This window comes from Spirochaetota bacterium, from assembly GCA_034190085.1.
Lineage (GTDB): Bacteria > Spirochaetota > UBA4802 > UBA4802 > JAFGDQ01 > JAXHTS01.
In genome coordinates, this window is the sequence record JAXHTS010000055.1 from 49,546 (window position 1) to 74,486 (window position 24,941).

Genomic DNA, 24,941 nt, shown 5'->3' on the forward strand with positions numbered 1-24,941 from the left:
AATTTGGAGGTAATTTATGATGATGAAGCATTTACTATTATTGGTCAGCATAGTACAGCTTATCATTAGCACCCACAGTATGCTTTTTGCTCAATTGATGATGGAAGAGGAGAAACGATTTCATATATCCGGATTTATGCAGACCATATACATACAATTAGATGTAGAGTCAGAAAATAGCATGTTAGAATCAGTCCAAACAAATGCAAACGAAAATGGAGCATTTGTGCAGAGTGATCTAAATCTTTATTTTAGCTTCTTCATCGATGAGGGCTGGAAGGCCTTCAGTGAGGTTGCCTTCTGTTACAAGCCAACTGGAGAACTTGATATAGAGCCAGAGACAACCCAGGTAATAGACTCCACTACTGGCCAGGTAACCATTTATTCTACAGGAAATATGATTGGGACGCCTTATGACACTTCATACATGACCCCAACATTCTCACTTTCTAAATATGGCGCAATTGAAATTGAACGCGCATATATTGAATGGAACAAACTGTCCTATGCTAATCTACGCTTTGGTCGATATTTTACCCCCTTTGGGATATGGCAGCGCGATCATGGAGCGCCAATCGTAACAAGCGCGCGGCTCCCTTTAATGGTAGTCCCGACATTAGGAACAACCGGAATGCCTAAAGCGCAGACAGGTGTGGAGCTACTTGGATCAATTGATGTTGCAGACACATTAATAGAGTATGCTGCCTATGTGGGGAATGGGATATCAGAAGCTGAAGCGCTATATGATGACAATTCAAATAAGGCAGTTGGTGGATTTCTAAACTTTAAACTTCCAACAATCGCTGACAGAATAGATATTGAGTTTGGCGGTTCAGGATATTATGGCAAGCGAACATATATCTCTCAGAAAACCTATTTATTGGATATAGGAACATCAGACCTATTGGATTCAACTAATCCAAATAATATTGTTGTAACCATGGATTATGATCCCTCACAAGATGAATACACAGCTAAGCAATGGGACACAATGGCACTGGCCCATCTTAAACTCTCCATAGCATCACTACCCCTTGATGGCACATTCATCCTACAGGCTGAAGGTGTGCATCAATGGAGTGACAAGGACGATGATATTAGAATTGTAGACTCAGTTCACGGCTATAATATACAGGAAGATGATATGAAGTACTACTCCTATTACGGACAGGTGGAATATCAATTCTATGGTAAACTTACTCCCTATTTTAGGTATGAGACTACTAATAAAGATACTGATATAGCACAGGAGAAGATAATGTCTGAACAGACATACATGTATGTAGTAGGTATCAATTACAAGCCAAGACCAAAGATTGCGATTAAGGCAGAAGCTAATATCGTAGATATGGAAACCGACACTGCCAACATGGCCAATTATCTGGATCCTACAAAAGATGAAAAAATAAATAATGATATGACTGTATATGTTGCGTCAATATCAGTAGCTTTTTAATGCTAAGGGAGGGTTAACATGAAAAAGAAAAGTCTATTTAATTACTTAGTTCTTACTCTAATCCTTCTTACAGGAACATTCATCATAGGAGTGCATGAGACTCCTGCACAGGATGATGTTGTTGTGATAGTAAACAATAGCAAGGGCTCGCTTAGTGCCAGTCAGATAAAGCGCATCTTTACTGGCGATGTCACCAACTGGCCTGACGGAGGCACTGTTAAGGTTTTGCTGAACAGCAACGCCGGCGTAACAGAACAATTTTGCTCAAAGTACCTTAACACTACGCCTTCCAAACTGGATTCGTCATGGGTAAAGAAGAGTATACGAGATGGTACTCCAACACCACGCAAGGTTGCCAGCAATGTAATAGTAACCATGGTGAGCAATTCGCCCAAGTTTATCGGATTTGTTAAGAGGTCAGAGGCAGGCTCCTCTGTGAAAATTATTGACTAATGTGTAGGGGGAATAAGGAGTTAGGAAATTCATGATTTATCATTTGAATATCCTATACTCTTAAATCTAAATAGCTTTAAGCAAAAAAAATTACAAATTTTGGAGGAAATTTAGATGAAAAAGTATTTTCTTTTATTAGTATATGGATTGTTTCTCACCTTAGGCATTCAGGGGATGCTTTTTGCACAGTTTATGGAAGAGGAGAAACGGTTTCACATCTCCGGGTTTATGCAGACAGTCTATATGGACATCAATTTTGATTCCGATGAAAATATGATGTCTGCCTTAGCGCCACAGCTAAATGATAACGGATATTTTGTACAGAGTGATCTCAATATCTATTTTACATTCTTTGTTGATGATGGATGGAAGGCTTTTAGCGAAATAGCATTTCGATACACACCCACTGGGAATATTACAATTGAGCCAGAGACAACCCAGGTAGTAGATGAAACTACTGGCGAGGTAACCCTGTATTCAACGGGAAACATGATAGGAACCCCCTTCGATTCATCCTATATGACGCCCACATTTTCGCTATCCAAGTATGGTTCAATAGATATTGAACGAGCCTATATAGAGTGGAATGAATTGTCTTATGCTAATCTCCGCTTCGGACGTTTCTTTACCCCCTTTGGGATATGGCAGCGTGATCATGGCGCTCCTATTCTCACGAGTATACGACTCCCAATGCTAGTACAGCCGCCATTGCCAGGATTGGGAATGCCCAAGGCACAGACAGGCGTTGAGCTTGTTGGAACAATGGATGCTGGCACATTGATTGAATACATGGCATATGTAGGGAATGGTATATCTAATGCTGATGCGTTATATGATAATAATAAGAATAAAGGGGTAGGAGCCTTTTTGAATATCAAGTTACCCACAATTGCTGATAAGATCGATCTTGAATTGGGAGGTTCAGGGTATTATGGCAAGACAACACATATATCCCAAAAAACCTATTTGTTGGATATAGGCACATCTGATCTCTTGGATTCTACTAATCCCAATAACATTGTTGTTACCATGGACTACGATCCATCACAAGATAAGTATACTACCAAACAGTGGGATACAATCGCCCTTGCACACCTGAAATTAAGCATTAGTTCGCTACCCTTTGACGGCACATTCGTCTTACAGGCTGAAGGGCTGCACCAATGGATGGACAAAGATGACGATCCTAGAATTGTAGATTTAGTTCATGGCTATGCCGTTCAGGAGGATGACGCTAAGTATTATACCTATTATGGTCAGGTTGAATACCAATTCTATGGCAAAATTGCTCCCTATTTTAGATATGAAATAATGTCTCTAGATAGTGATATAGCACAAAATGTTGTTTTACTGGAAAATTCGACCATGTATACAATGGGGATAAGCTTTAAGCCCAAACCAAGAATAGCAATTAAGATCGAAAGTATAATAGTTGATATTGAAACTGATTTCGGCAACATGGCCAACCTATCGGATCCGACCAAGGATGTAAAAATGAACAATGACATGATATATTATTTGGCTGGAATCTCAGTTGCATTTTAATTAAGGAGGTAACATGAAAAATACAAATAGAATTACTCGTCTTCTCTTAATATTAGTTATGATGGCAGGAACCTTCATATTAGGATTGCATGAGGTTCCTGCTCAGGATGATGTTGTTGTGATAGCGAATAACAGCAAGGGCTCGCTTAGCGCTAGTCAGATAAAACGCATCTTTAATGGTGATGTTACCAACTGGCCTGACGGGGGCGCTGTCAAGGTTTTGCTGAACAACAACTCTGGCATAACAGAGCAATTCTGCTCAAAATATTTAAACACTACGCCTTCCAAACTGGATTCGTCATGGGTAAAAAAAAGCATACGGGACGGTACTCCAACACCTCGCAAGGTTGCCAGCAATGTAATAGTAACCATGGTGAGCAACTCACCCAAGTTTATCGGATTCGTTAAGAGGTCAGAGGCGGGCTCCTCTGTGAAAATTATTGACTAACGGTAATGAAAACCTAAAGATTTAGGGATTTATGAATCTTCATTTAAATACCCTATGCTCTTAAAACCATAACTTGGAGGAAATATTATATGAAAATCTTATTTGGTCTAATCGTATTGCTGCTTACTTTAAGCACTCAAAGCATGCTTTATGCTCAGTATATAGAAGAAGAAAACCGATATCACATCACTGGTTTTCTTCAGACAGTTTATATAGATTTTGATTTCGATTCAGATGATAATATGCTATCTTCCATATCGCCATCACAAAATGATAATGGCAATTTCGTACAGAGTGATCTCAATCTATATTTTACATTTTTCGTTGATAAGGGTTGGAAGGCCTTTAGCGAAATTACCTTTCGTTACTCACCGACTGGAGAAATTGAAAAGGAACCAGAGACTACCCAGGTAGTAGATGATTCTACTGGCGAGGTGACCCTGTATTCAACGGGCAATATGATAGGAACCCCCTTTGATTCATCCTATATGACACCCACCTTTTCTCTCTCCAAGTACGGTTCAATAGACATTGAACGCGCCTACATTGAGTGGAATGAATTATCCTATGCCAATCTGCGTTTCGGACGATATTTTACTCCCTTTGGAATATGGCAGCGTGATCATGGCGCCCCCATTCTCACCAGCATAAGACTTCCCATGCTGGTGCAGGCACCAATTATAGGAATTGGGATGCCAAAGGCGCAGACAGGTGTTGAGCTTGTTGGGTCAATGGATGTAGCAGGCACATTATTTGAATACATGGCCTATGTCGGGAACGGTATATCAAATGCTGATGCCTTATACGATGATAATAAGAATAAGGCGGCAGGTGGTTTTTTAAATATTAAGCTCCCCACAATCGCAGATAAAATTGATCTTGAATTTGGGGGTTCAGGGTATTATGGCAAAACTACAATAATATCCCAAAAAACTTATCTGTTGGATATCGGTACATCTGATCTCTTGGATTCAACTAATCCTAATAACATTGTTGTAACCATGGACTATGACCCATCAAAGGATGAATACACTAAAAAACAATGGGATACAATCGCCCTTGCGCACCTGAAACTCAGCATAGGTTCACTGCCCTTTGACGGCACCTTCATTTTACAAACTGAAGGGCTGTACCAATGGATGGACAAAGACAACGATAATAGAATTGTTAATTCAGTTCATGGCTATCCTGTACAGGAAGATGATGCCAAGTATTACACCTATTATGGTCAGGTTGAATACCAATTTTATAACAAAATAGCCCCATATTTTAGATATGAATATATGGCCATGGATACTGACATATCGCAAACTTCAATAATAATTGAATCATCGAATATATATATTATTGGGATGAACTTTAAGCCCAAGCCAAGAATAGCAATAAAGGTTGAATGTGATATAGTAGATATGGAATCTGATGTCGGCAACATGGCCAATCTATTAGACCCGACCAAGGATGTTAAAAGGAACAATGACATGGTCATATATATGGCCGGGATATCAGTTGCATTTTAATAAAGACAACCAGATAAGCAATAGTGATTAATTCGAATTAATCACTATTGCTTAGTTCTAATCCTACTGGCAGGAAAATTATTTATTGGATTGCAGGATAACGAGGTTAAGAATTCTTGTTGATTTTAGTTTTATTTTTATTGGCTTAACTGTATACTTTATCAAAATAGAATTTAACTTAATCAAGTTAACTGAGTTTTCAGCAATATTTAATAATACTGATAAATCACGCTTATGCATCAAGGTGATTATAATATTATTGATATTGACAATAGTCAATTATCTATAATAAAATTAAATTTTATTAGAAGAAGTGTTACTGTGGATACTATACTATATTTTTATAATTTCATTACCCCCTAAATATACTAAATCAATAATAAATGTTACATTGTGAACATTAAACCTTCCTCAAGCTTTATTGGAGAATTCACAGATACAACAAAGTAATTCTAAAACATTCGCATTTATTTTATCTATAAATTTTATGATAAAATTTATATAAAAGTCCTATTGAAATGATCAGATAGCATCTCCAGTATCCGTGGTTGTTTCATGAATATATATTAAATTACTTGTGATTCTTTATTTTAAATAATAATGAATCACATACTATAAATTTGTATAATTATAACATCTCAAAAATTACCATAATCCCCACCAGCTACTGGGTTTATGGTAATTTCCCTGCAATTTATTGAGAACTTACTTGTATTTTTTTTTTTACTATAAAAATTACTTGTAACTATTTAAAATTTAGTGCATTATAAATTATACAAATTAAGCAATATAATCTATTATTTAGGTATAAAAACATGAGCATCTCGTTAAATATGTTTAAAAAAATGAGAATTAAGGCGAAACTCTTTTTTGCTTTTATTCTCATTCTTCTGCCAGCCACTATTATATTGAGTGTTGGCGCATACGTCTCACACATTAACTCGAGACATGCACTATTAGTCAAAGAGACAAATTTACCAAATGCCCTATTATTTATTGATATTGAAAAAGATGTAATCATGATTCAAGATTGGCTCACGAATGTAGCCTTAACAAGGGGAGCAAAGGGCTATGATCAAGGTTTTGATGAAGCCCAAAAGCATTATAACAGTGCGATCAATAATGTTGACAAATTGATCGAAAAGTTCCAAAACACACCTGATGAGTTGAAAGAGATTGAGCAGATGAAGGCGAATCTTAAAAATTATTATGATGTTGGCAATGAAGTGGCCCATGCCTATCTTGAAGGCGGCTCAGAAGCGGGCAATGCGATGCTGGACGTCTTTGTTGTTGTTCGCGATAAGTTAAATAACATACTGAGCAGGTACCGAGATAATCAAACTCAAGAATTGATAAACACAATTGGGAATATCCAAAAGGATCTGGATAACACAAAAATTACTAATATAATATTTGTATTTGCATTCTTTCTCTTTGGCTTTATAATCGTTCTTTTTATGGCAAACAAGATAGTTCGCCCAATAATTTCGGTTAATACAAAGCTTAATGATATATCAAACATTGATGGCGACTTAACCGCTAAACTCTTAATTGAATCAAAGGATGAGTTAGGAGAGATGGCTAAATCCTTCAACACCTTTGTAGATAAGATCAGAAACGTTATCAAAGAGGTAAAGGATTTCTCAAAAAATCTGGCCACCTCCTCTACAGGTATTGCGAAAGTTACAGATACCTTTTCAATGAATATCCAAAGCCAGGCAGCCTCCTCGGAAGAAATTCATTCAACAATTGAACAAATTTCCGCAAGCATGGATTTAATCTCTAACAGGGCTGGAGATCAATTCCAGCAGATGAATTCATTAATAGAACAGATGCAGGGCCTCTCTAAAATTATAACTAATATGAGTAGGCGGATTGGAGAGGCGATGTCCTTAGTTGAAGATATTTCATCATCTGCAAAATCAGGGAGTAGTTATCTTGACTATATGAATGAAAGCATGAATAAGATTAGCAACAGTTCCTCGAAAATAACAGACATCGTTAACATCATCAATGATATTTCTGATAAAATAAATCTATTGTCGCTAAATGCTGCCATTGAAGCTGCGAGAGCAGGTGATGCTGGAAGAGGTTTTGCGGTTGTTGCTGATGAAATATCAAAGTTGGCTGATCAAACGGCCGTTAGCATCAAAGACATAGACCAATTAGTAACAACCAATGATAAAGAGATAACTAAGGGAATGAAAAACGTTACAGATACAGTAAATATAATTAGCAAAATAATTAATGGAGTCAAATCCATTAATGAGATGATGAATAATATCTCTACAGATATGACAAACCAATTGGAAAGGAATGATTCTGTTAATAATGAAGCTATCAACGTAAAAAATAAATCTGAAGAGATCAGATACGCAACTGAAGAACTAAAAATAGCTGTTGACGAAATCTCCAAGTCCATATCAACCATTACTGAATCAACACAGATTACTTCTACTGGAGCGGAGAACATCGCGACAAATACTAAACAAGCATCTGAAATGACAGAAAATCTTAATAAATTAGTGGACTTCTTTAAAACATAGCTTTACTGATTTAAATCTTCCTCAGATATATTCGGACATCATCCAAATTATAATAAACATGACATGGGTTGTTTATCATCCCCTTTGGATTATATAATTATGCTCATAAGGGAATTTCTTCAATGAGCAATTTATTACTAAAAGTTAATCAAATATTTATCTCTAGGTAATGACTCTTAGAATCTGAGGCTCCTTTCTCGAGGGTATGCTTGGTATCTCTTTAGGATAACCTAATATAATCGGCGCTACTATTTTATGACCCTCAGGCAATCCGATCTCTTCTAAAAGGTCATGGGCTCTGATATCAGCGCCCAGATTGATCCAGCATGTCCCCAATCCCCTCGCACTAGCAGACAACATGAAATAGCATGCCGCAAGTGTACAATCTACATAGGTTGACCTATGATTATTAGCACCCACAATCATGATAAGGCTTGGAGAGTTATAGAAGACATTAAAATTTTTATCCTTAAGTATACCCTCATACTTTTTGGAAGGAGATGTTGGATCTTTTTCAATAGAGGAAAGGATATTCTTTTTACTATCATCAGAGAGTCTCTTAATTAAATCTTGATTATTGACAATAATAAATTTCCAGGGTTGCCCATTGCCTGAGCTTGGAGCCAGACAGCTATCCTTTATAATATCCATTATTAAATTTTGAGGAACAGTTCTTTCCTCAAAATCTCTAATGGATCGTCTAATAATTAACAGATCAAAAAAATCAGACATTCATTCCCTCCTTATTTCATAATATATCTTAATAAGAAACTATATCTCAGATTCTTGAGGATAACCTGCAAAAATAAGCTTTCACAATGCCATCCGAAGTGGGAGATAGCACCATAGTCACCTTTTATTGGAAAGTAATCCAAAAAATAATAATTCAAAACAAAAAATCATTGATTGATAAATGTCTTTGTTTACTTTAGGTCATAAGCTTGAAACTTGGTAAATATTTCGGTTTTATATTTATTGACTTATATTTAATATCATTGCTCAAATAATGAACACTATTATACCGAGTCTTAATAATGTAAACCCACTCTTTTTCTCGAAAGCGATAATATTAACTTTCAGGCTTATGCAAATATTTTTAAATTACTAATAGGAATTTGGAGGATTATATGTTTGGTTTTTCAATGTCAGAAGAACAAGCAATAATGAGAGATACCATTCAGAGCTTTGTCAAGGACAATATTCTTGATAATGCTCATGATATGGATGAAAATGGTGAAATAGATGAAAATTATCTCCAAAAGGCATGGGAGCTTGGCATCTCTATTTCGCCAGTTCCGGAAGAATATGGTGGATATGGAATGCAGCACTCTCCAATAATGAATGCTATTGTTCTAGAAGAATTGGCTAGCGGGGAGATGGCTTTTGCCGTAGCGGCTACCCTACCATCGTTATTTATTCAACCTCTTCTGGAGATGGGAACAGATGCACAGAAGAAGAAATACCTTCCAGAATGCTGCGGTGAATCATTTAAGCCCTTCACCCTTGGGATAAATGAGCCCCATTTTGGTTTTGATGTTGTCAATCTTAAGACTACGGCTTCGAAAAAGAATGGTTCCTATATTCTAAATGGAAAAAAATGTTTTGTCCCCTTTGGAGCCGAATCATCACATATGATGATTGCAGCCAATAATAATGGCAAGAATGATCTATTTATTGTAAGTAAGGATAATCCAGGATTAAAGATTGGTGAAAGAGAGAAGAATCTTGGGCTATATTGCTTACGGACATATGAGATAGATCTCGATAATTGCGAAGTGCCTGCGGAAGACCTTCTTGGTGGTGATAATGGTTGTGATTTCGATAAAGTGATTCAAAAATCGAGAGTCGCCATGTCTGCGATTGGAACTGGCATAAGCAGAGCATCATTTGAATATTCAAGAGACTATGCAAAGGAGCGTGTTCAATTTGGAGAGCCGATTGCCCATAGACAGGCAATTGCCTTTATGATAGCTGAGATGGCATATGAAGTTGATGCAATGAGACTAATGACATGGCAGGCAGCCTCAAGACTTGAGGCAGGCAAGGATGCGAAGAGGGAATCCTATTTAGCCAAGTTCTATGTAGGAGAAAAAACTATGTTTGTAGTTGATTCTGGTGTTCAGATATTAGGAGGTCATGGATTCATTAGAGACCATCCGGTTGAGAGATATTACCGAAATGGTCGAGGAATAGCTATAATTGAAGCATTAGCAATTGTATAAAGGAGGCATAAGGATGATAGGACTAGAATTACCAGATAATTTAATTGAAATGAAAAAAAACATGAACAACCTTGCCAAGGATGTTCTAAGACCCATAGCTCGAAAGTATGATGAGCAGGAGCATGTTTACCCAAAGGAATTAGATGTATTCCGTGGAATGACAGGAGCAATGGGAGGTGGCGCTAAAAAGGACAAAGGATCAGGAGAAAAGAAAGCTCCGCCACCTGAAGGTGTTATTGGTCAGAATATGAATGTAATGATTGCTGTTGAAGAGATGGGCTGGGGTGATTGCGGTCTTATGCTTACATTCCCTGGTGCTGGTCTTGGAAATGCTGCAATTGATGCTGTGGCTACTGAAGAGCAGTTGGAGCGTTTTGGGAAAAAATGGGCTGCTATGGCTATCACAGAGGCTGGTTCCGGTTCCGATTCAGGCTCAATTACAACAACTGCAAAGCTTGAGGGTGATGAGTGGGTTCTCAATGGCGAAAAAATATTCGTTACTTGCGCAGATCGCTGTGAGGTAGTTGTTGTTTGGGCAACTGTTGATAGAAGCGCCGGCAAAGCGGGTATAAAATCCTTTGTTGTTGAAAAGGGAACCCCTGGATTTGAGCTGGATCATCTTGAAGATAAACTCGGAATGCGAGCATCGGATACAGGAACAATGGTCCTTAATGATTGCCGAATACCAAAGAATAATATTCTGGGAAGCGCTGAGGTTGTTCAGAGCAAGAGCACCGCAGGCTTTAAGGGGGTTATGAAAACCTTTGATAACACCAGGCCTATGGTAGGAATAATGGCAACCGGAGTTGCAAGGGCTGGGGTCGATTTGACCAGAGAAAAGATGAAAGAGAATGGGATCGCTTTAGATTACAATGAAAATGTTAATAACATATCCAGCATGCAGAGGGAATTTTATCTTATGGAAGCGAATCTCGAGGCAATGCGCCTTCTTGCATGGAGAGCAGCATGGATGGCTGACAATAAATTAGCCAATAGCCTTGAAGCATCCATGTGCAAGGCCAAGGGCGGACGCGATGGGACTAGAATAACTCACAAGTGTTGTGAACTTCTTGGTCCCATGGGTTTTTCCCAGAAAGAACTTGCTGAAAAATGGATGAGGGATTGTAAAATTTTAGATATATTTGAAGGAACCGGGCAAATCCAACATCTTGTTGTTGCACGAAATGTCTTAGGATTATCAAGCAAGGAGTTAAAATAATAAACTTGGATTGTTCACAGTATTTATATACATAAATCCGGTTTGATTTATCAAGTAGATTCACTCAATAATCGAGTAAGAGGTAACATATCCAAAGGGGTTATTTGAAAAATTAAAATATCAAATAACCCCTTTTGTAATAATCTATCCAGTGATTATTACAAAAGAATAAAGGTTATTTCATTTATATCAAATTTCAATATAATTTTTATGATAAGTACTATATAAATGGTATAGGGGTACTCTATTCCTCCCTCCAGACTCGGATTATGCTTCTTTATGAGAAATAACTTTTTATATTATATAATTAAAAAAATGTTGTTTTTTTTCTCGTTAATTCTGTTTATAATCAGAACACAAATGATTAAATCTATATCATTGCCATAATTCATAATATAAATTTTGTTGTTTATTACAAAATAATACCATAATGCACAGAATAGACCTCTATAAGGTCGCCAACTCAACTTGGTCATTTTAGCGTACTGAATTTCTAAAAATGATTAAAATCTGTATTCATTGAAATTAACTTCGATATTTAGCGCTAAAATTCTATCCCCGTTAAAAAGGTGGAATCCAAGGAAGTTCTATTTTTTCAGATAAAAATCAATAGTAAATAATAATAAACATGAAGTTAGTGGGCAAATTCAGCTATCCCGATATCTTTCAAAGAAGAGTGATCTATTTTAATACTCTATTCACCTTTATTACTATTGGGATTATTTACTCAAATATCACTCTCTCATTAAAATACTACTTTCTATATCAACCCATTGCAAAAATTGTCCTTCTCTTGGGACTTTTAGGCCTCTTTTGGGGTATTTTTCTATGTAGAATAATATTCATAAGGATCAAAAAAACAAGACCAGTCTATATACTCTCTGATCTCCTTTTTGTTATGCTCTCATTTTTATTTATATTCAGAAATATAATTATACCTTATAAGCCGGAGGTTCTTATTCATCTTTTTTTCGAGTCAATATACATCATTCCCTTAATCATATTCTCAATAGCTTTTATGGTTGGCATCAAGGTAAACTACTTTTTAAAGATTTTATGCGGAGATTTTGTTGATGATGAGGAAGGTTCAATACTATTTCCATTATTAATTATCATAGGTATAATATCTGGAATTCTTATTGTAACACTATTTAATCATTTTAATCATATAGATCGAAATTATGTCTATGGAATCTTATTATTACTAATTTTTTCTACAATTTTTATTATTAAGCTCCAATATCATGCCTCTCATGTATTCGAGAATGAATTGGAAGGGCATGACAAGTTAGAATCCAATAAACCTGAAAACGGTAGAAGAGATGATATATTCTTCAAATATTTAAACTTTTCGTATATAATAGTCTATTTGTTTCTTGGTATTGAAAGCATTATAAAATACTATGGAAACGCTCCTTATCTCAAAACAGCCTATCTGAGTATTACTCTTTTCTCAATATTTATCGGTTTTATTATTGGAAGAATATCTCGAAAGGCATTTGGATTTATCTATGTTGAAATGATTTACCCGGCATCATTTCTGTTTTTCCTGATTCTATTAATTAAATTTAATAATCAAATTCCCTTTTATATGGGCATTCTACTTTTTGCCCCAGCATCACTCATTTTCGGCTTCTCACTCTATCATACGATTAAGCACGTTATATCACATTATGGACACATTAATAAATATAACATTATTAATATATCCCTATTCTTATTACCAATAATGATACTCATCTCCCTGAATATTATTGATATAACAAATACTTTGTATTATGCCCTTCTAATTACACTTATTTTTATGAATATAATCTTTCCAGGTATTTACTTATTACAGAGTAAAACGAAGGTGTACAAGAAGGCTATCTACATTCTGCTTTCACTAATAGTAATACCCCTGATTTTTCTACAATACTTCTCTTTCAATATTAATATCGATAATAATCTATATATCAATCAAACAACTGGCCTTAATGATGTAAAAAAAATTAATGCCAACAATGAATTCATTGAAGATACTGCTAATGTATATACTAATGGATTGAAGATTTTTACAGCTTCAGATAGCATAATAAAAAACATGAAACGCGCATTGGTACTAATTTCCATGTATTTAAACGAAAAGGATAGAATCCTATTTATCAATGGGTATAACAAATTTTTTAAAAATCCAATAATTGAATATTATAATAATCCATATTGCCTCGATTACATACCAGAAGGATATATGGGAATCCAACAGAAATTATTATCCGATATAGAAACAAATTCAGCAAAAAAGTCAGATATCCTCCTTTACTTAAAACAGAGTGAGTCACCCTTTAACATAATCGTAGACATTCCAAATCTCCTTGATCAATGCATAAATCCCTTCAGATTCTCTGAGGAATATTACAATATTATAACAAAGAATTTAACCCAAGACGGGATATTGATACAAATATATGATCTAAAAAATTGCAGATCAGATTTATTACAAACCTCGCTTCTAAACCTTAATAATACTTACGAATATGGGATAGGATTTTTCTTCTCCCAATATCTTGTTGTTCTGGTATCCCGAAGTGACAAAACCTTTAAAATAACCTGGAAAAATATTGCAGGGATCAATAAACTTATAAAAACTCGTAAGTTTTCAAATCTCTTTTATAGTAACATTCATCTCTTATCACACCTCTTCTTTACAGATATTGATGAAATTAAAGATTATTTAAAATCTGATAAGATGAAAGCCTTCTTCTTTAATTATGAAAAGGCATATGTACTAGATGAGACCTTTCATAGTAAATATATATCTAATAATTATAAATTTTTAAAACTTATTGAAGATAATAAGAGAAATAATCTATTTATTAAATTCATGAAGGAAAAAATTAAAAATGATTACACTTTTCTAACTAAATTAAAGGAAACTGAACTATTCTATACCAATGATCAATTCGAGAAAGAGATAGCATATCTCTTAAAACTTAAAAGAATCGTTGAGAAAAGATCATACTTAAAAAGATATATTTCTAAAAAATTATCACTAAAAGAAAAATATTATTACAGATCAGCATTGAAATATGAAAAAGGGAAGGAATGGGAGAGAGCTGAAACTCTATATAAAGCTATTCTTGCAATAAATAAGGACAATTTTAACGCAAACTACAGGCTGGGGAAACTCTGTATAACCCTTCAGAATCTCGATGAATCATTCCTATATCTACAACACACTATGAAATTGAGAAAGAATGATCCAAAGGTTTTATATCAGATGGGAGTACTTCTCTTCTCAAGAGATAGACCAAAGGACGCGCTTGTATATTTAGAAAGAGCTAAAGAACTTAAAGGTGGAAATCCTTCACTCTTTCTATATACAGGGCTTTGTCATGAAAAACTTGGGGATCTGGATAAGGCAAAGTTGTATTACGAAAAAGCATCTACCTCAGATCCAAACGATATTGAGATTGCATCAAATCTGAAAAGGGTTGAGGGTGAGATTAATGCAAAAAAAGAAAGATGGAAACCCAGAAAATTAAGCAATCAAACAGAAGTTGAGGAGGGGGAGAATATACCCCTTCCAATCAATGAATCTGCAATAGAAGTTCGGAATCAAAATGAGAAAAAAAACCCTACTAAGAATAAGTAAAATTGCACTATTATAATTAGATGAGGTCTTATGAACGGTTGGAGTACTACAATAACAATCCTTGGAGGACTGGGGCTCTTTCTATTTGGCATGAAGATAATGAGTGAATCACTTCAGAAATCGGCAGGAGATCGTCTTAGGATAATATTAGGAAAGGCTACCAGCAACAGATTTGTTGGAGTTATAGTAGGCACTACTGTAACCAGCATTATTCAGTCATCCAGCGCTACTACTGTAATGCTGGTCAGTTTTGTAACTGCAGGTTTGATCAGTTTACAACAATCTATTGGAATTATGTTTGGGGCCAATATCGGCACAACCTTCACAGGATGGCTTGTTGCTATTTTGGGTTTTAAGGTCAAGGTTGCAACCTTTGCTCTTCCTGCTATAGCTATAGGCTTTTTCTTAAGATTTGCAAATAAAGAAAACCTAAAATATTGGGGAGAATTTTTCCTTGGTTTTGGATTACTATTTCTTGGTTTAAATTATATAAGTGGAGCTGTTAATGATTTAAGGAATTCAGAGCAAGTCATGAATGTTATGTCTAAATATAGCGCTGATACAATCTTTTCAGCAATAATTGTAGTGCTTATCGGCGCTGTCATTACAATAATTATACAATCATCTAGCGCTACAATGGCCATGACAATGGCACTAGCTGTAAATGGACTAATAGATTTCCAAACATCATGCGCCTTAATCCTTGGTGAAAACATTGGCACAACAGTAACCGCTCAAATTGCATCAATTGGGACAACTCCAGACGCAAGGAGATGCGCATGGGCTCATCTTCTATTTAATACCTTTGGAGTATTGTGGATTTTGCTTCTTTTTCATTACTTCTTTATACCGTTAGTAGACTGGATTATACCTGGTGATCCTTACTCATCCGATATCATAGAAAGATCTACCTCAATTGCAGATCATATGGCAGCGTTTCATACAATCTTTAATGTTACAAATACACTTTTATTCTTGCCTTTTGTCCATATACTCACATGGTTCGCGAACAAGATGGTTCCTGAAGGTAAAGCGGATCAGAGGGAAGAATTTTTTCATCTAAAATATATATCAACAACCATAATGTCTACCCCTTCAATAAACATAAATCAGGCTCGACAAGAGATAAAAAGAATGATTGAAATAATAATTGATATGTTTGATAAGGTAATGAATATCTCCAGAAATCCTGATATTAAACTTGGAACTGTGGTTGAAGAGATACAGAAAAAAGAAGAAATCATAGACCTTTTAGAAAAGGAGATATCAACCTTTTTAGTTAAAGTCTCTCAACACAGTATCTCAGAGGAACATAGTCATGAAATCTCCATGATGCTTCATACAGTAAATGAACTTGAAAGGATAGGCGACCATTGTGAGATACTTTTAAAGTTACTTAGACGAAAATATGAAACTAAATTAAATTTCTCAGAAAGAGCATATCAGGAGATAGGGGAAATATCAGGAAAGGTAAAGGAATTTCTTGATCTGTTATATAAGAGCATTACTTCATCTGCTTCAAATATTTTACTTGAGGCCAGTGTTATAGAAAACAGAATAGACGAACTCAGAATGGAGATGAGGAAAAGGCATATTCAGAGATTGAATGAAGGAGCTTGTGATGTTCAGTCAGGACTCATATTTTTAGATATGCTTACAAGCTTTGAAAAGATTGGAGATCATTCCTTAAATGTAGCAGAAGGATTATCAGGATCAAGAATATTTTGACACCTCTAATTCCTCAACTCATTGTCTAATATAAATTTAAAAGAGTCATCACTTAACTTAAAGAACAGGGGCTTTCGGTTATTGTTGAGCTTATAATTTAAATTGTCCAAAAGGCAATAGAGGCCCATAGAAGAAAATAAATTGTACTTCCTTTTTTACCTCCTCTACACCCTTTTGTACTTCAACTTATTGCTTAGCTTTCAGCAGCAATTGACTTTTCCCATAATTGATTTGATTCCTCCGGATCAATTGCTGATAATTTCTATTCCTAAAAAATCAGTTTGGAGGAGACGAAATGTATGATTGAGTATGTAGGAACAATTGGAATAGGATAAACCCTCATAGAGTATACCCTTAATGGATACAAAAGGAATAATCGAGCCCTATACAGCCATTTCATCTGTATATGATCATCTACTTAAGCATGTAGATTATGATAGTTGGTATTACTATATTCGTTCCATAATGCTAAAACACATCGAGTCTCCCAAAAGAATACTTGAACTGGGTTGTGGAACAGGGAGGTTTGGTGTAAAATTCTCTAGAGATAATTTTTTAATCTATGGGATGGATAAATCCATCGATATGCTTAGGATTGCGAAACTGAGAGCCTTTAAGGGCTTCCACATTTTCTGTGGAGATATGACGAATTTTCACCTCTCAAAACCCTTTGATTTTATCTTCTCTGTACATGATACAATGAATTATCTTATTCAGTACAAAGATATTAGAATGGTTCTTAGTTCTGTAAAAAAGATCATGCATGAAAGCAGCGTATTTTTATTTGATATAACAACTGAGTATAATATAAAAAAATATTTCGATAAAAAAACATTGAAATATAAAATCAAAGATATGGGAATAGAATGGAGCAATAAATATGATGCAAGAGAAAAACTTATATACTCATATCTAAAACTTAATAAGAACAGTGGTGTTGAAGTCACTGAGAGGCATAAACAACGAATCTATACAGTAGATGAGATGCAGGGTTTAATCGAACAGGAAAATTTTCACATAATAGACGTATTTGGCGATTATTCATTCTCCCCAGTAAAGCGGGATACAATAATGATCAATTTTATAATAAAAAAATGATTCTATAATGAAAATCTAGTCTATACCATATACCCCCTTTAGGGGAGTGAATGTGCAGAAATCATGGAATGTAATCTTGAACATCTGATCAGATTCTTCATCGCCTTCATTTCTCAATATTGTTATCTGTTGCTGATGAACTGGCCCCATTGGAAAGACAATTAATCCCTTATCTTTAATATGTTCAATCAATGTTATTGGCCTTCGACTACATGCAGCCCAAATGATAACTGCGTCAAAAATTCCCATTCCTTTGTCGAATCTGGCGCCATCCCCATAAAAGACCCTCACATTATCTATTTTTAATTGTTTCAATCTCTCCTTTGCCTTCCCTGCTAACCTTTCATGATATTCAACAGTTACTATCTCTTGCACCAAAGAGGAAAGAATAGCTGTTGAATAACCGGAACCGGTGCCAATCTCAAGTATTCGAAATTTTTTTTTAGGTGAGAGATAGCTTATCATCTTCAAGAGAGTAATTAAGGGGTCACTCATCTCTCCAAACCCAATTGGAATAGATTCATTTGTATAATAGTTTTTCTTGAATATTGGATCGAAGAAATCTTTCTGCTCAAAATTCATAAAAGCATGAATAACATTCTGCTTTATCTTATCACTCTTTATTATCGAAAGAAATTGTTCCTTTGCTCTATTCATCTCAATATCACTTATCTAAATTATATTTGGCAAACATATTAACGATTGAGACTTATCCTAACATAACACAAGAGGATTAAAGAGGTTGAGAAGATAAACTCTAACTACCCATAATTTACATAAAAACGCACTTATGGTCAAAGGGATGCTGAAATAAACATTTAAATTTATACCAAATGAATATAATGATCATTTATACTGGACGGGTAGAAGACTCAATTGGAATAGCTTCTTCGTAACTGTGAATAGTGTCTAAATCGTCAAATTTAGTGTATTTCTCCCAAAACTTCAATTCAACATTCCCTATCGGACCATTTCTATGTTTTGATATCATGAGTTCAGCTCTTCCCTTTTTATCGGTCTCCTTCTTGACCCTCTCCTCACGATAGATAAAAATAACAACATCAGCGTCCTGCTCAATTGATCCGGATTCTCTGAGGTCAGATAGCTGTGGCCTCTGATCGATTCTTGCTTCTACAGCCCTGGAGAGTTGAGATAAAGCTAATACAGGGACTGATAACTCTCTTGCAAGTTGCTTCAGGGCTCTAGAGATCTCAGCTATCTGCAAATGCCTCTCTGTTTTAATTGAGCTAGTAATAAGCTGAAGATAGTCAACAACAATAAGACCAAGACTCTCCCTTTGGGCCATCCTTCTTGCCTTGGCCCTTAGCTCAAATATACTTACTGCAGGAGTATCATCAATATAGATTGGTGTTTTTTCGAGTTTTCCAGAAACGGAAAAAAGTTTATTAAATTCATCAGAACTGATATGACCAGTCCGAACCCTTTGGGAGTCTATCATTGCTTCAATACATAGAAGTCGAAGCCCCAATTGCGTAGCCGGCATCTCCAGTGAAAAAAAAAGAACAGCTCCCATCTCTTTAAGCGCTATATGATTGGCCATATTAAGGGCTAGTGAAGTCTTACCCATTGATGGTCTGCTAGCAACAATAATTAAATCTGATTTGTGTAAACCAGATAATATAACATCAAGGTCTGCAAAACCTGTGGGGATTCCAGTAATAGGCTTTTTCGTCTCGTACATCTTTCTAATATCAACCATGGTCTCATTCAAGATATCGTCAATACTCTTCAAGTCTGACGTTATCCGCCGCTCAGTTACCCTAAAAACATCATGCTCCACCTCATCGATGAGCTCATCTGTATCCCTTGCCATATCGTAGCATTTCTCAACTACATCAGTAGATACAGCGATCAGCCTTCGACGAAGGCTCAACTCCTTGACTCTTTTGGCATAATACTCGGCATTAACTGATGTAGAAGCGGAGCGGTAGAGTTCAACAATTGCAGGATCCCCCCCAATCTTATCAAAACGATTAAGATCTGACAATTGCTGCTTTAGGGTAATAAGGTCTACAGGAAGATTTCTTCTCTCCAACTCAATAATGGCCTCATAGATAATCCTATGCCTGTCGAGATAAAAATCCCCGGCACTGAGAATTCCAGTGACCTTTAATAGCGCATCTTTATTCATAAGGATTGATGCCAAGCAGGATGTTTCAGCGTCAAGATCCTGCGGTGGAAGATTGCCTACATCCATCAATCACTCCTTATCAACAATAATTGCGACCTTTGCTGTAAAACCTTCATCCAGTTTTATTGGCACCTCATATCTGCCAATATGCTTTATTGGTTCAACAAGTTGTATCTTCCTTTTATCGATCTCATATCCAAGTTCCTTAAGCTTTTTAGCGATATCAATTGAAGTTACTGAACCAAATAGCTTGCCTTCTTCCCCTACCTGAGCATTCATTGATACCTCAATGCCGGTTAGGGATTCAGCCAACTTCTCAATACGATTTCTCCTCTTCTCCTTTTTCCTTCTGATCAACCGTTTCTGATGCTCCATGGCCTTCTTGCTTACCTCGTTGGATAGAATAACCAACTTCTTCGGTAGCAGATAATTCCTTGCATAACCATCAGACACCTCTTTGATATCACCGGCTTCTCCTAAATATTGAATGTCTTGTTGAAGGATAACTTTCATTGTTAACTCCATTTAAATGTTATATAATATGTTATTATCCCTTACGGGGGGTAAAATCTCATCCCTATACAAAGCGGATAATGTCAAAATTATTTATCACAATCAATGCTATTTGGATTAAATACATACCCAGCAAAGGTGTTAATTTGCATATATTCCTCGATCAATTATTGGCCTTCATCCTTTACCATCAACTTTCTGAAATCTAACCATAGATCGAAGACACCCATACTTGATAAAATAACAGAAAAAAACAGTATATACTCAATACCTAAAAGAAAAATAATAATAAATAAAACAGACAACAAAAAAATGGGAATCCCCTTTTTAATCAAAAAAAATTTTATTATACCAATTCCCTGAATAAGATACAGGACAGACATCGCTAAGGAGACATTCAAAGAAATAACAAAGAGAATATTATTCTCCTCCCTCTTTAATAATAGGACAACCAACCATCCTAGAATAAAAATAAAAACAGAATAGTCATGAAGTCTATAATACTCTACATCCTTCACACCTATGTCAATATCTGACTGATATCGAATGAAGAAAAACTTGATTAGATAAAAACAAAACCCAGCAATAAAGATTGAATTTAGAAAATATGTAAAAGGGATTATATCACGCACTATTTCCAACAAATCATCAAATCTGTTTTGCATTACCTCAACTTCACTCTGTGAAATATTAGGAGTTTGACCAATAAGCTCAATAAATTTATCTTTTGAATTTGCGAATAGATCGATATTCTTATATATCTTTAGGATATAGTAGTTTGATGATAGTATAATTGTCAGTAAAAGAGAGGATAACAATATATAAGACTGTAATGATCTCTTATGCCGAAAAGTAATACCTGCAGAAACACCAATAGTGATTGGATATAAAACAAAAGGAAGATAATCATTATCAATTATAACAATTAGAAGAATAAATCCAATAGCAATATACAATAATATGAGCTCATTTCTAGACCACTTAAAGGAAAGGATTGCTGATCCAATTAATAAAAAAAATCCTATTAATATGAATATGAATATTGATACCACATTTCCTATTTAACTACAAATGGTAAGAGAGCTAGAATTCTTGCACGTTTTATTGCCGTGGCGAGGGATCTTTGATGCTTTGCGCATGTTCCAGTAATTCTCCGTGGAAGGATTTTCCCTCTTTCTGTAATAAATCTTTCCAGTATATCAGGATTTCTATAATGAATTACAATATCAGTATTTTGACAAAAACGGCAACCCCTTCTTCTGAATCTCGAAAACCCATGCGTCCTTTTCCTATTATCCTGATAACGCGCTGGCCTCCTGTTACTACTCGGAACACTTTTCGAATTCTGCTCATTTTCAGAGGGTTTAGTAATAGACGGTATTGAAGTCTCTTCACTTTCTCCTTGTGTATCCGCTACACTAATTGAGGTTGAATTCATGCTTTGCACTTCGTCTGTATTATCCTCACCCTTCAACTCATCACTGGATGAAGCTTTTTCAGTCTCACTCTTTATATTATCTTCACTCATTTCAACTCCTAAATTAAATGAACTCAAGTATTATCTCTTTAGAAAGGTACATCCTCATCAGAAAATGGATTTTCATTAAATGCATGCGATGAAACATTATTTGATGGCTGGGTGGAATTTTCCACAAAATCATCAATTACATTATCATCAACTGTTGACTTAGAATCCAAAAATTGAAAATTTTCAACCACTATTTCAACAGTTGAACGCTTATTGCCATCCTTATCATCCCATGAACGCTGTTGCAGTCGACCCTCAATGCCAATTCTACGGCCCTTCTTGCAATATTCAACGATTATCTCTCCCAATTTACTCCAAGCAATACAATTGAAAAAATTAACTTCCTCCCTCTTTTCACCAGATGAGGTAGTGTATGATCTATTGTTTGCAATAGAAAAATTAGCTACCGGAGATCCTGTTTGTGTATATCTCAATTCTGGATCTCTCCCTAATCTACCTATTAACATTACCCTATTCAAATCCCTAGGCATCTTAATCCTCCATAATATGATTAAGCAGATTTTTTCTCCTTAAACCTAATAAAAAGATACCGCAAGATGTCATTTTCTAGCTTAAAATTCGCTTTAACTCTATCTATAGCACTGGGTTTTGACTCAATACACATAAAAAGGTAGTAACCCTCACTCTCATTGTCAATAGAATAAGCAAGCTTTTTAATATCCCAACTATCTTCAGATAGAACCGATACCTCGTGCTTCTGTAGAATCTGATTAACTCGATCCTTCACTGTCTCAACTGAGTCTGATATTCTTAAAATAATTGTTAGCTCATAAGTCACAGTAACTTCTCCTCTATATAGATAATACACAATATTGATTTACAGCTATAAATGTCAATATATATTAATAATATATCCCCAAGTGCTCATTTTTTTTCAACAACTATTTTTTACAACATTTTAAATAGTATTAAAAAAGAGATAAAATATAACCATTACAGCAAAAAGCGATTCGAACCTCAACCACATTCATTGTTCTATTTGGGCTATGATCTAATATATTAATATCATTCAGAATTAGAATTACTGACACCTTAGCTGCTAAATTACACTATTTAACAAGTAAAGTGCCATCCTCGAGCAAAATGTCAAATATATACGAATTTCTTGCCAAGTTTAACGGTGTATATATAACCAATTGCCCCTTATACTCAAAGAGGTCGCCTTTCTGTAGAGTCTTCAGGTATTCATCATTACTTGTATAGATATATAAGCGGATATTAAGACTCACGGCATCACTATCAATAAGCACTATCCTATACTGCCTATTAAATCTCTGTAATACGTCGACTGATTCAACAAATCCCTTGCCTCGAAAGAGCTTGTTAAGTTCATCGTCTAAGAAATAGTCTCGCTTAATTGGGATTATTTCTGCTAATTTAGAATAATACTCCTTGTTAAGCGCAACGGGTTCCGTTTTTTTATCATTATTCTGAGAGAATAATGATAAAGTCAGCATAAATAGTATTATTGTTGCACTTCCCAGAGACTTCATATTCCTATTGTTCCTCAAGATAATTAGTTAAGCATATCCGATCCTAAATTGTTAATAAACTCTATTTTATATAACCTTGAGTCTCTATAAATAGCCATTTGTATAATCCTGCATCTAGACTTATAAAATACATTGACAAATTTTTCAAGTGTAGAAACATCTATTTTATTCAAGGATATGACTGAATCACCCCGCTTTAAGCCATTCTGATAGGCTATCCCCATTGGAGATAGATATGAAACAACGACATCCCCGGTTTTTGCATTCTCATCAAGCTCAATACCATAGATGGAAAAGAGACGCTTGAGTCTTCTCTGAATATTCTGATGAATACTCTTTTCTCTAAGTATCAGACAAAAATCATATAGCTCCCCATCCCTTGAAGTAGTAATCTTCAGCTTGGCTCCAACAGGTTTATTCCCTACTGCCTTTATTAACTCCGCTATATTTAAAATTCTATCCCCATCAACCTCCTTTACAATATCACCCTTACATATTCCAGCCATATCAGCAGGAGAGCCCCTGATAACTGATATCACCTCAACAAAGCCATTGCCATGCGTATTATGTATTCTCCTATCTCTGGCTAAAAATCCAAGCCATCCCCTACGAACCCGTCCATATTTAATTAACTCATGACAAACCTGTTCAACAATATTTGATGGAATCGCAAAACTAATGCCCTGATAACCACCTGAAATTGTTCGTATTGCAGTGTTGATCCCCACCAATTTACCATACAGATTGACCAATGGTCCGCCTGAATTCCCTGGATTGATAGGGACATCAGTCTGAATAAAATCTTCAATATCAGCGAAGCCTATATCATTTCTACCTTTCGATGATACAATCCCAGAGGTGATAGACTGCCTCAACCCAAATGGACTCCCTATTGCTAGCACCCATTCTCCTTCTAATAGATTGGAGGAATCCTCAAAGACAATCGGGGTTATTGAAATATTTTCAACATCCTCTATTTTAAGCAAGGCTAAATCAGTCTTTTCATCAGCAATATAGTATTTATCATGAGAAAGCTTAAGTATCTCACATTCTGTTCCATCATATAAAATAACCTGAAAAAAATTACCCTTTTTTAAAACATGGTAGTTTGTAATAACATATCCATTTTTTGATATAATGGTACCTGATCCATATCCGACCTTTGAAAGATATCTCTTCCCATTTTTTTCCAATCGTTGACTAATAATTATGCTAACAACAGAAGGTTTTGCATACTTAGCGGCATCGATAAAAAGGCTATTGAATCCATTATGCCTTCCTGCATATAAATTCAAGCACAAAAAATTAATCATAATTATAATATTAACTCGCAATCGCATAATATGATATTTTTCATAAAAAAAATGG

Annotated in this window: 20 protein-coding genes and 1 pseudogene; 11 read left to right on the forward strand and 10 right to left on the reverse strand. The window is 35.3% G+C overall.

The genetic code is table 11. The features are described 5' to 3' along the window. Positions 1-16 precede the first annotated feature (16 nt). The 6 genes from SVZ03_11175 (at position 17) to SVZ03_11200 (ending at position 7,965) form a co-directional block, all read left to right on the forward strand. Positions 17-1,456 (forward strand): hypothetical protein, encoded by a 1,440-nt coding sequence (locus SVZ03_11175; GenBank protein MDY6934764.1) that lies wholly within the window; start codon positions 17-19, stop codon positions 1,454-1,456. An 18-nt stretch (positions 1,457-1,474) separates the two neighbouring features. Beyond that, positions 1,475-1,909 (forward strand): substrate-binding domain-containing protein, encoded by a 435-nt coding sequence (locus SVZ03_11180; GenBank protein ID MDY6934765.1) that lies wholly within the window; start codon positions 1,475-1,477, stop codon positions 1,907-1,909. 114 nt (positions 1,910-2,023) lie between these two features. After that, the gene (locus SVZ03_11185; protein MDY6934766.1) at positions 2,024-3,454 is read left to right on the forward strand and encodes a hypothetical protein; all 1,431 of its coding nucleotides are present in this window, start codon (positions 2,024-2,026) and stop codon (positions 3,452-3,454) included. A gap of 13 nt (positions 3,455-3,467) precedes the next feature. Next, positions 3,468-3,902: a substrate-binding domain-containing protein gene (locus SVZ03_11190; protein MDY6934767.1), complete on the forward strand. Its 435-nt coding sequence runs from the start codon at positions 3,468-3,470 to the stop codon at positions 3,900-3,902. Positions 3,903-3,991: 89 nt separating this feature from the next. Then, a complete protein-coding gene (locus tag SVZ03_11195) occupies positions 3,992-5,419 on the forward strand; it encodes a hypothetical protein (protein MDY6934768.1) in 1,428 nt (475 codons plus the stop codon). Between the two features lie 833 nt (positions 5,420-6,252). Beyond that, complete coding sequence (locus SVZ03_11200) at positions 6,253-7,965, forward strand: methyl-accepting chemotaxis protein (protein MDY6934769.1); 1,713 nt, start codon at positions 6,253-6,255, stop codon at positions 7,963-7,965. 162 nt (positions 7,966-8,127) lie between these two features. Here SVZ03_11200 and SVZ03_11205 read toward each other — a convergent pair whose 3' ends face one another. Continuing rightward, positions 8,128-8,697: a nitroreductase family protein gene (locus SVZ03_11205; GenBank protein ID MDY6934770.1), complete on the reverse strand. Its 570-nt coding sequence runs from the start codon at positions 8,695-8,697 to the stop codon at positions 8,128-8,130. Between the two features lie 395 nt (positions 8,698-9,092). Between SVZ03_11205 and SVZ03_11210 the strand changes: the two genes are divergently transcribed. The 5 genes from SVZ03_11210 (at position 9,093) to SVZ03_11230 (ending at position 17,866) form a co-directional block, all read left to right on the forward strand. After that, complete coding sequence (locus SVZ03_11210; GenBank protein ID MDY6934771.1) at positions 9,093-10,187, forward strand: acyl-CoA dehydrogenase family protein; 1,095 nt, start codon at positions 9,093-9,095, stop codon at positions 10,185-10,187. Between the two features lie 13 nt (positions 10,188-10,200). Further along, positions 10,201-11,406: an acyl-CoA dehydrogenase family protein gene (locus SVZ03_11215; protein MDY6934772.1), complete on the forward strand. Its 1,206-nt coding sequence runs from the start codon at positions 10,201-10,203 to the stop codon at positions 11,404-11,406. Positions 11,407-12,034: 628 nt separating this feature from the next. Next, positions 12,035-15,040 carry a tetratricopeptide repeat protein gene (locus tag SVZ03_11220; GenBank protein ID MDY6934773.1) on the forward strand — a complete coding sequence of 1,002 codons (3,006 nt, stop codon included), beginning with the start codon at positions 12,035-12,037 and terminating at the stop codon, positions 15,038-15,040. A 30-nt stretch (positions 15,041-15,070) separates the two neighbouring features. After that, complete coding sequence (locus tag SVZ03_11225; GenBank protein MDY6934774.1) at positions 15,071-16,768, forward strand: Na/Pi cotransporter family protein; 1,698 nt, start codon at positions 15,071-15,073, stop codon at positions 16,766-16,768. Between the two features lie 357 nt (positions 16,769-17,125). Next, the gene (locus SVZ03_11230; GenBank protein ID MDY6934775.1) at positions 17,126-17,866 is read left to right on the forward strand and encodes a class I SAM-dependent methyltransferase; all 741 of its coding nucleotides are present in this window, start codon (positions 17,126-17,128) and stop codon (positions 17,864-17,866) included. Positions 17,867-17,881: 15 nt separating this feature from the next. Here SVZ03_11230 and SVZ03_11235 read toward each other — a convergent pair whose 3' ends face one another. The 9 genes and pseudogenes from SVZ03_11235 to SVZ03_11275 form a co-directional block, all read right to left on the reverse strand. Next, positions 17,882-18,523, reverse strand: a complete 642-nt coding sequence (locus tag SVZ03_11235; GenBank protein MDY6934776.1) for a methyltransferase domain-containing protein — start codon at positions 18,521-18,523, stop codon at positions 17,882-17,884. Between the two features lie 193 nt (positions 18,524-18,716). After that, on the reverse strand, positions 18,717-20,084 hold the full coding sequence (gene dnaB, locus SVZ03_11240) for a replicative DNA helicase (protein ID MDY6934777.1): 1,368 nt from the start codon (positions 20,082-20,084) through the stop codon (positions 18,717-18,719). A 3-nt stretch (positions 20,085-20,087) separates the two neighbouring features. Further along, entirely contained in the window at positions 20,088-20,531 is a 444-nt protein-coding gene (gene rplI, locus SVZ03_11245) for a 50S ribosomal protein L9 (GenBank protein ID MDY6934778.1), read from the reverse strand. Positions 20,532-20,698: 167 nt separating this feature from the next. Then, the gene (locus SVZ03_11250; protein ID MDY6934779.1) at positions 20,699-21,583 is read right to left on the reverse strand and encodes a DUF2232 domain-containing protein; all 885 of its coding nucleotides are present in this window, start codon (positions 21,581-21,583) and stop codon (positions 20,699-20,701) included. 5 nt (positions 21,584-21,588) lie between these two features. After that, a pseudogene (gene rpsR / locus SVZ03_11255) lies at positions 21,589-21,795 on the reverse strand (30S ribosomal protein S18). Positions 21,796-22,097: 302 nt separating this feature from the next. Continuing rightward, entirely contained in the window at positions 22,098-22,550 is a 453-nt protein-coding gene (locus SVZ03_11260; GenBank protein MDY6934780.1) for a single-stranded DNA-binding protein, read from the reverse strand. Between the two features lie 20 nt (positions 22,551-22,570). Next, on the reverse strand, positions 22,571-22,858 hold the full coding sequence (rpsF, locus tag SVZ03_11265; protein ID MDY6934781.1) for a 30S ribosomal protein S6: 288 nt from the start codon (positions 22,856-22,858) through the stop codon (positions 22,571-22,573). A gap of 271 nt (positions 22,859-23,129) precedes the next feature. Then, on the reverse strand, positions 23,130-23,573 hold the full coding sequence (locus tag SVZ03_11270; protein ID MDY6934782.1) for a hypothetical protein: 444 nt from the start codon (positions 23,571-23,573) through the stop codon (positions 23,130-23,132). A gap of 23 nt (positions 23,574-23,596) precedes the next feature. Continuing rightward, positions 23,597-24,886 carry a trypsin-like peptidase domain-containing protein gene (locus tag SVZ03_11275; protein ID MDY6934783.1) on the reverse strand — a complete coding sequence of 430 codons (1,290 nt, stop codon included), beginning with the start codon at positions 24,884-24,886 and terminating at the stop codon, positions 23,597-23,599. Positions 24,887-24,941 lie beyond the last annotated feature (55 nt).

Bases quoted from the DNA above. Each gene is read 5' to 3' on its own strand.
- SVZ03_11175 (MDY6934764.1), top strand. From the start codon at position 17: ATGATGATGAAGCATTTACTATTATTGGTCAGCATAGTACAGCTTATC.
- SVZ03_11180 (MDY6934765.1), top strand. From the start codon at position 1,475: ATGAAAAAGAAAAGTCTATTTAATTACTTAGTTCTTACTCTAATCCTT.
- SVZ03_11185 (MDY6934766.1), top strand. From the start codon at position 2,024: ATGAAAAAGTATTTTCTTTTATTAGTATATGGATTGTTTCTCACCTTA.
- SVZ03_11190 (MDY6934767.1), top strand. From the start codon at position 3,468: ATGAAAAATACAAATAGAATTACTCGTCTTCTCTTAATATTAGTTATG.
- SVZ03_11195 (MDY6934768.1), top strand. From the start codon at position 3,992: ATGAAAATCTTATTTGGTCTAATCGTATTGCTGCTTACTTTAAGCACT.
- SVZ03_11200 (MDY6934769.1), top strand. From the start codon at position 6,253: ATGTTTAAAAAAATGAGAATTAAGGCGAAACTCTTTTTTGCTTTTATT.
- SVZ03_11205 (MDY6934770.1), bottom strand. From the start codon at position 8,697: ATGTCTGATTTTTTTGATCTGTTAATTATTAGACGATCCATTAGAGAT.
- SVZ03_11210 (MDY6934771.1), top strand. From the start codon at position 9,093: ATGTTTGGTTTTTCAATGTCAGAAGAACAAGCAATAATGAGAGATACC.
- SVZ03_11215 (MDY6934772.1), top strand. From the start codon at position 10,201: ATGATAGGACTAGAATTACCAGATAATTTAATTGAAATGAAAAAAAAC.
- SVZ03_11220 (MDY6934773.1), top strand. From the start codon at position 12,035: ATGAAGTTAGTGGGCAAATTCAGCTATCCCGATATCTTTCAAAGAAGA.
- SVZ03_11225 (MDY6934774.1), top strand. From the start codon at position 15,071: ATGAACGGTTGGAGTACTACAATAACAATCCTTGGAGGACTGGGGCTC.
- SVZ03_11230 (MDY6934775.1), top strand. From the start codon at position 17,126: ATGGATACAAAAGGAATAATCGAGCCCTATACAGCCATTTCATCTGTA.
- SVZ03_11235 (MDY6934776.1), bottom strand. From the start codon at position 18,523: ATGAATAGAGCAAAGGAACAATTTCTTTCGATAATAAAGAGTGATAAG.
- dnaB (MDY6934777.1), bottom strand. From the start codon at position 20,084: ATGGATGTAGGCAATCTTCCACCGCAGGATCTTGACGCTGAAACATCC.
- rplI (MDY6934778.1), bottom strand. From the start codon at position 20,531: ATGAAAGTTATCCTTCAACAAGACATTCAATATTTAGGAGAAGCCGGT.
- SVZ03_11260 (MDY6934780.1), bottom strand. From the start codon at position 22,550: ATGCCTAGGGATTTGAATAGGGTAATGTTAATAGGTAGATTAGGGAGA.
- SVZ03_11270 (MDY6934782.1), bottom strand. From the start codon at position 23,573: ATGAAGTCTCTGGGAAGTGCAACAATAATACTATTTATGCTGACTTTA.
- SVZ03_11275 (MDY6934783.1), bottom strand. From the start codon at position 24,886: ATGATTAATTTTTTGTGCTTGAATTTATATGCAGGAAGGCATAATGGA.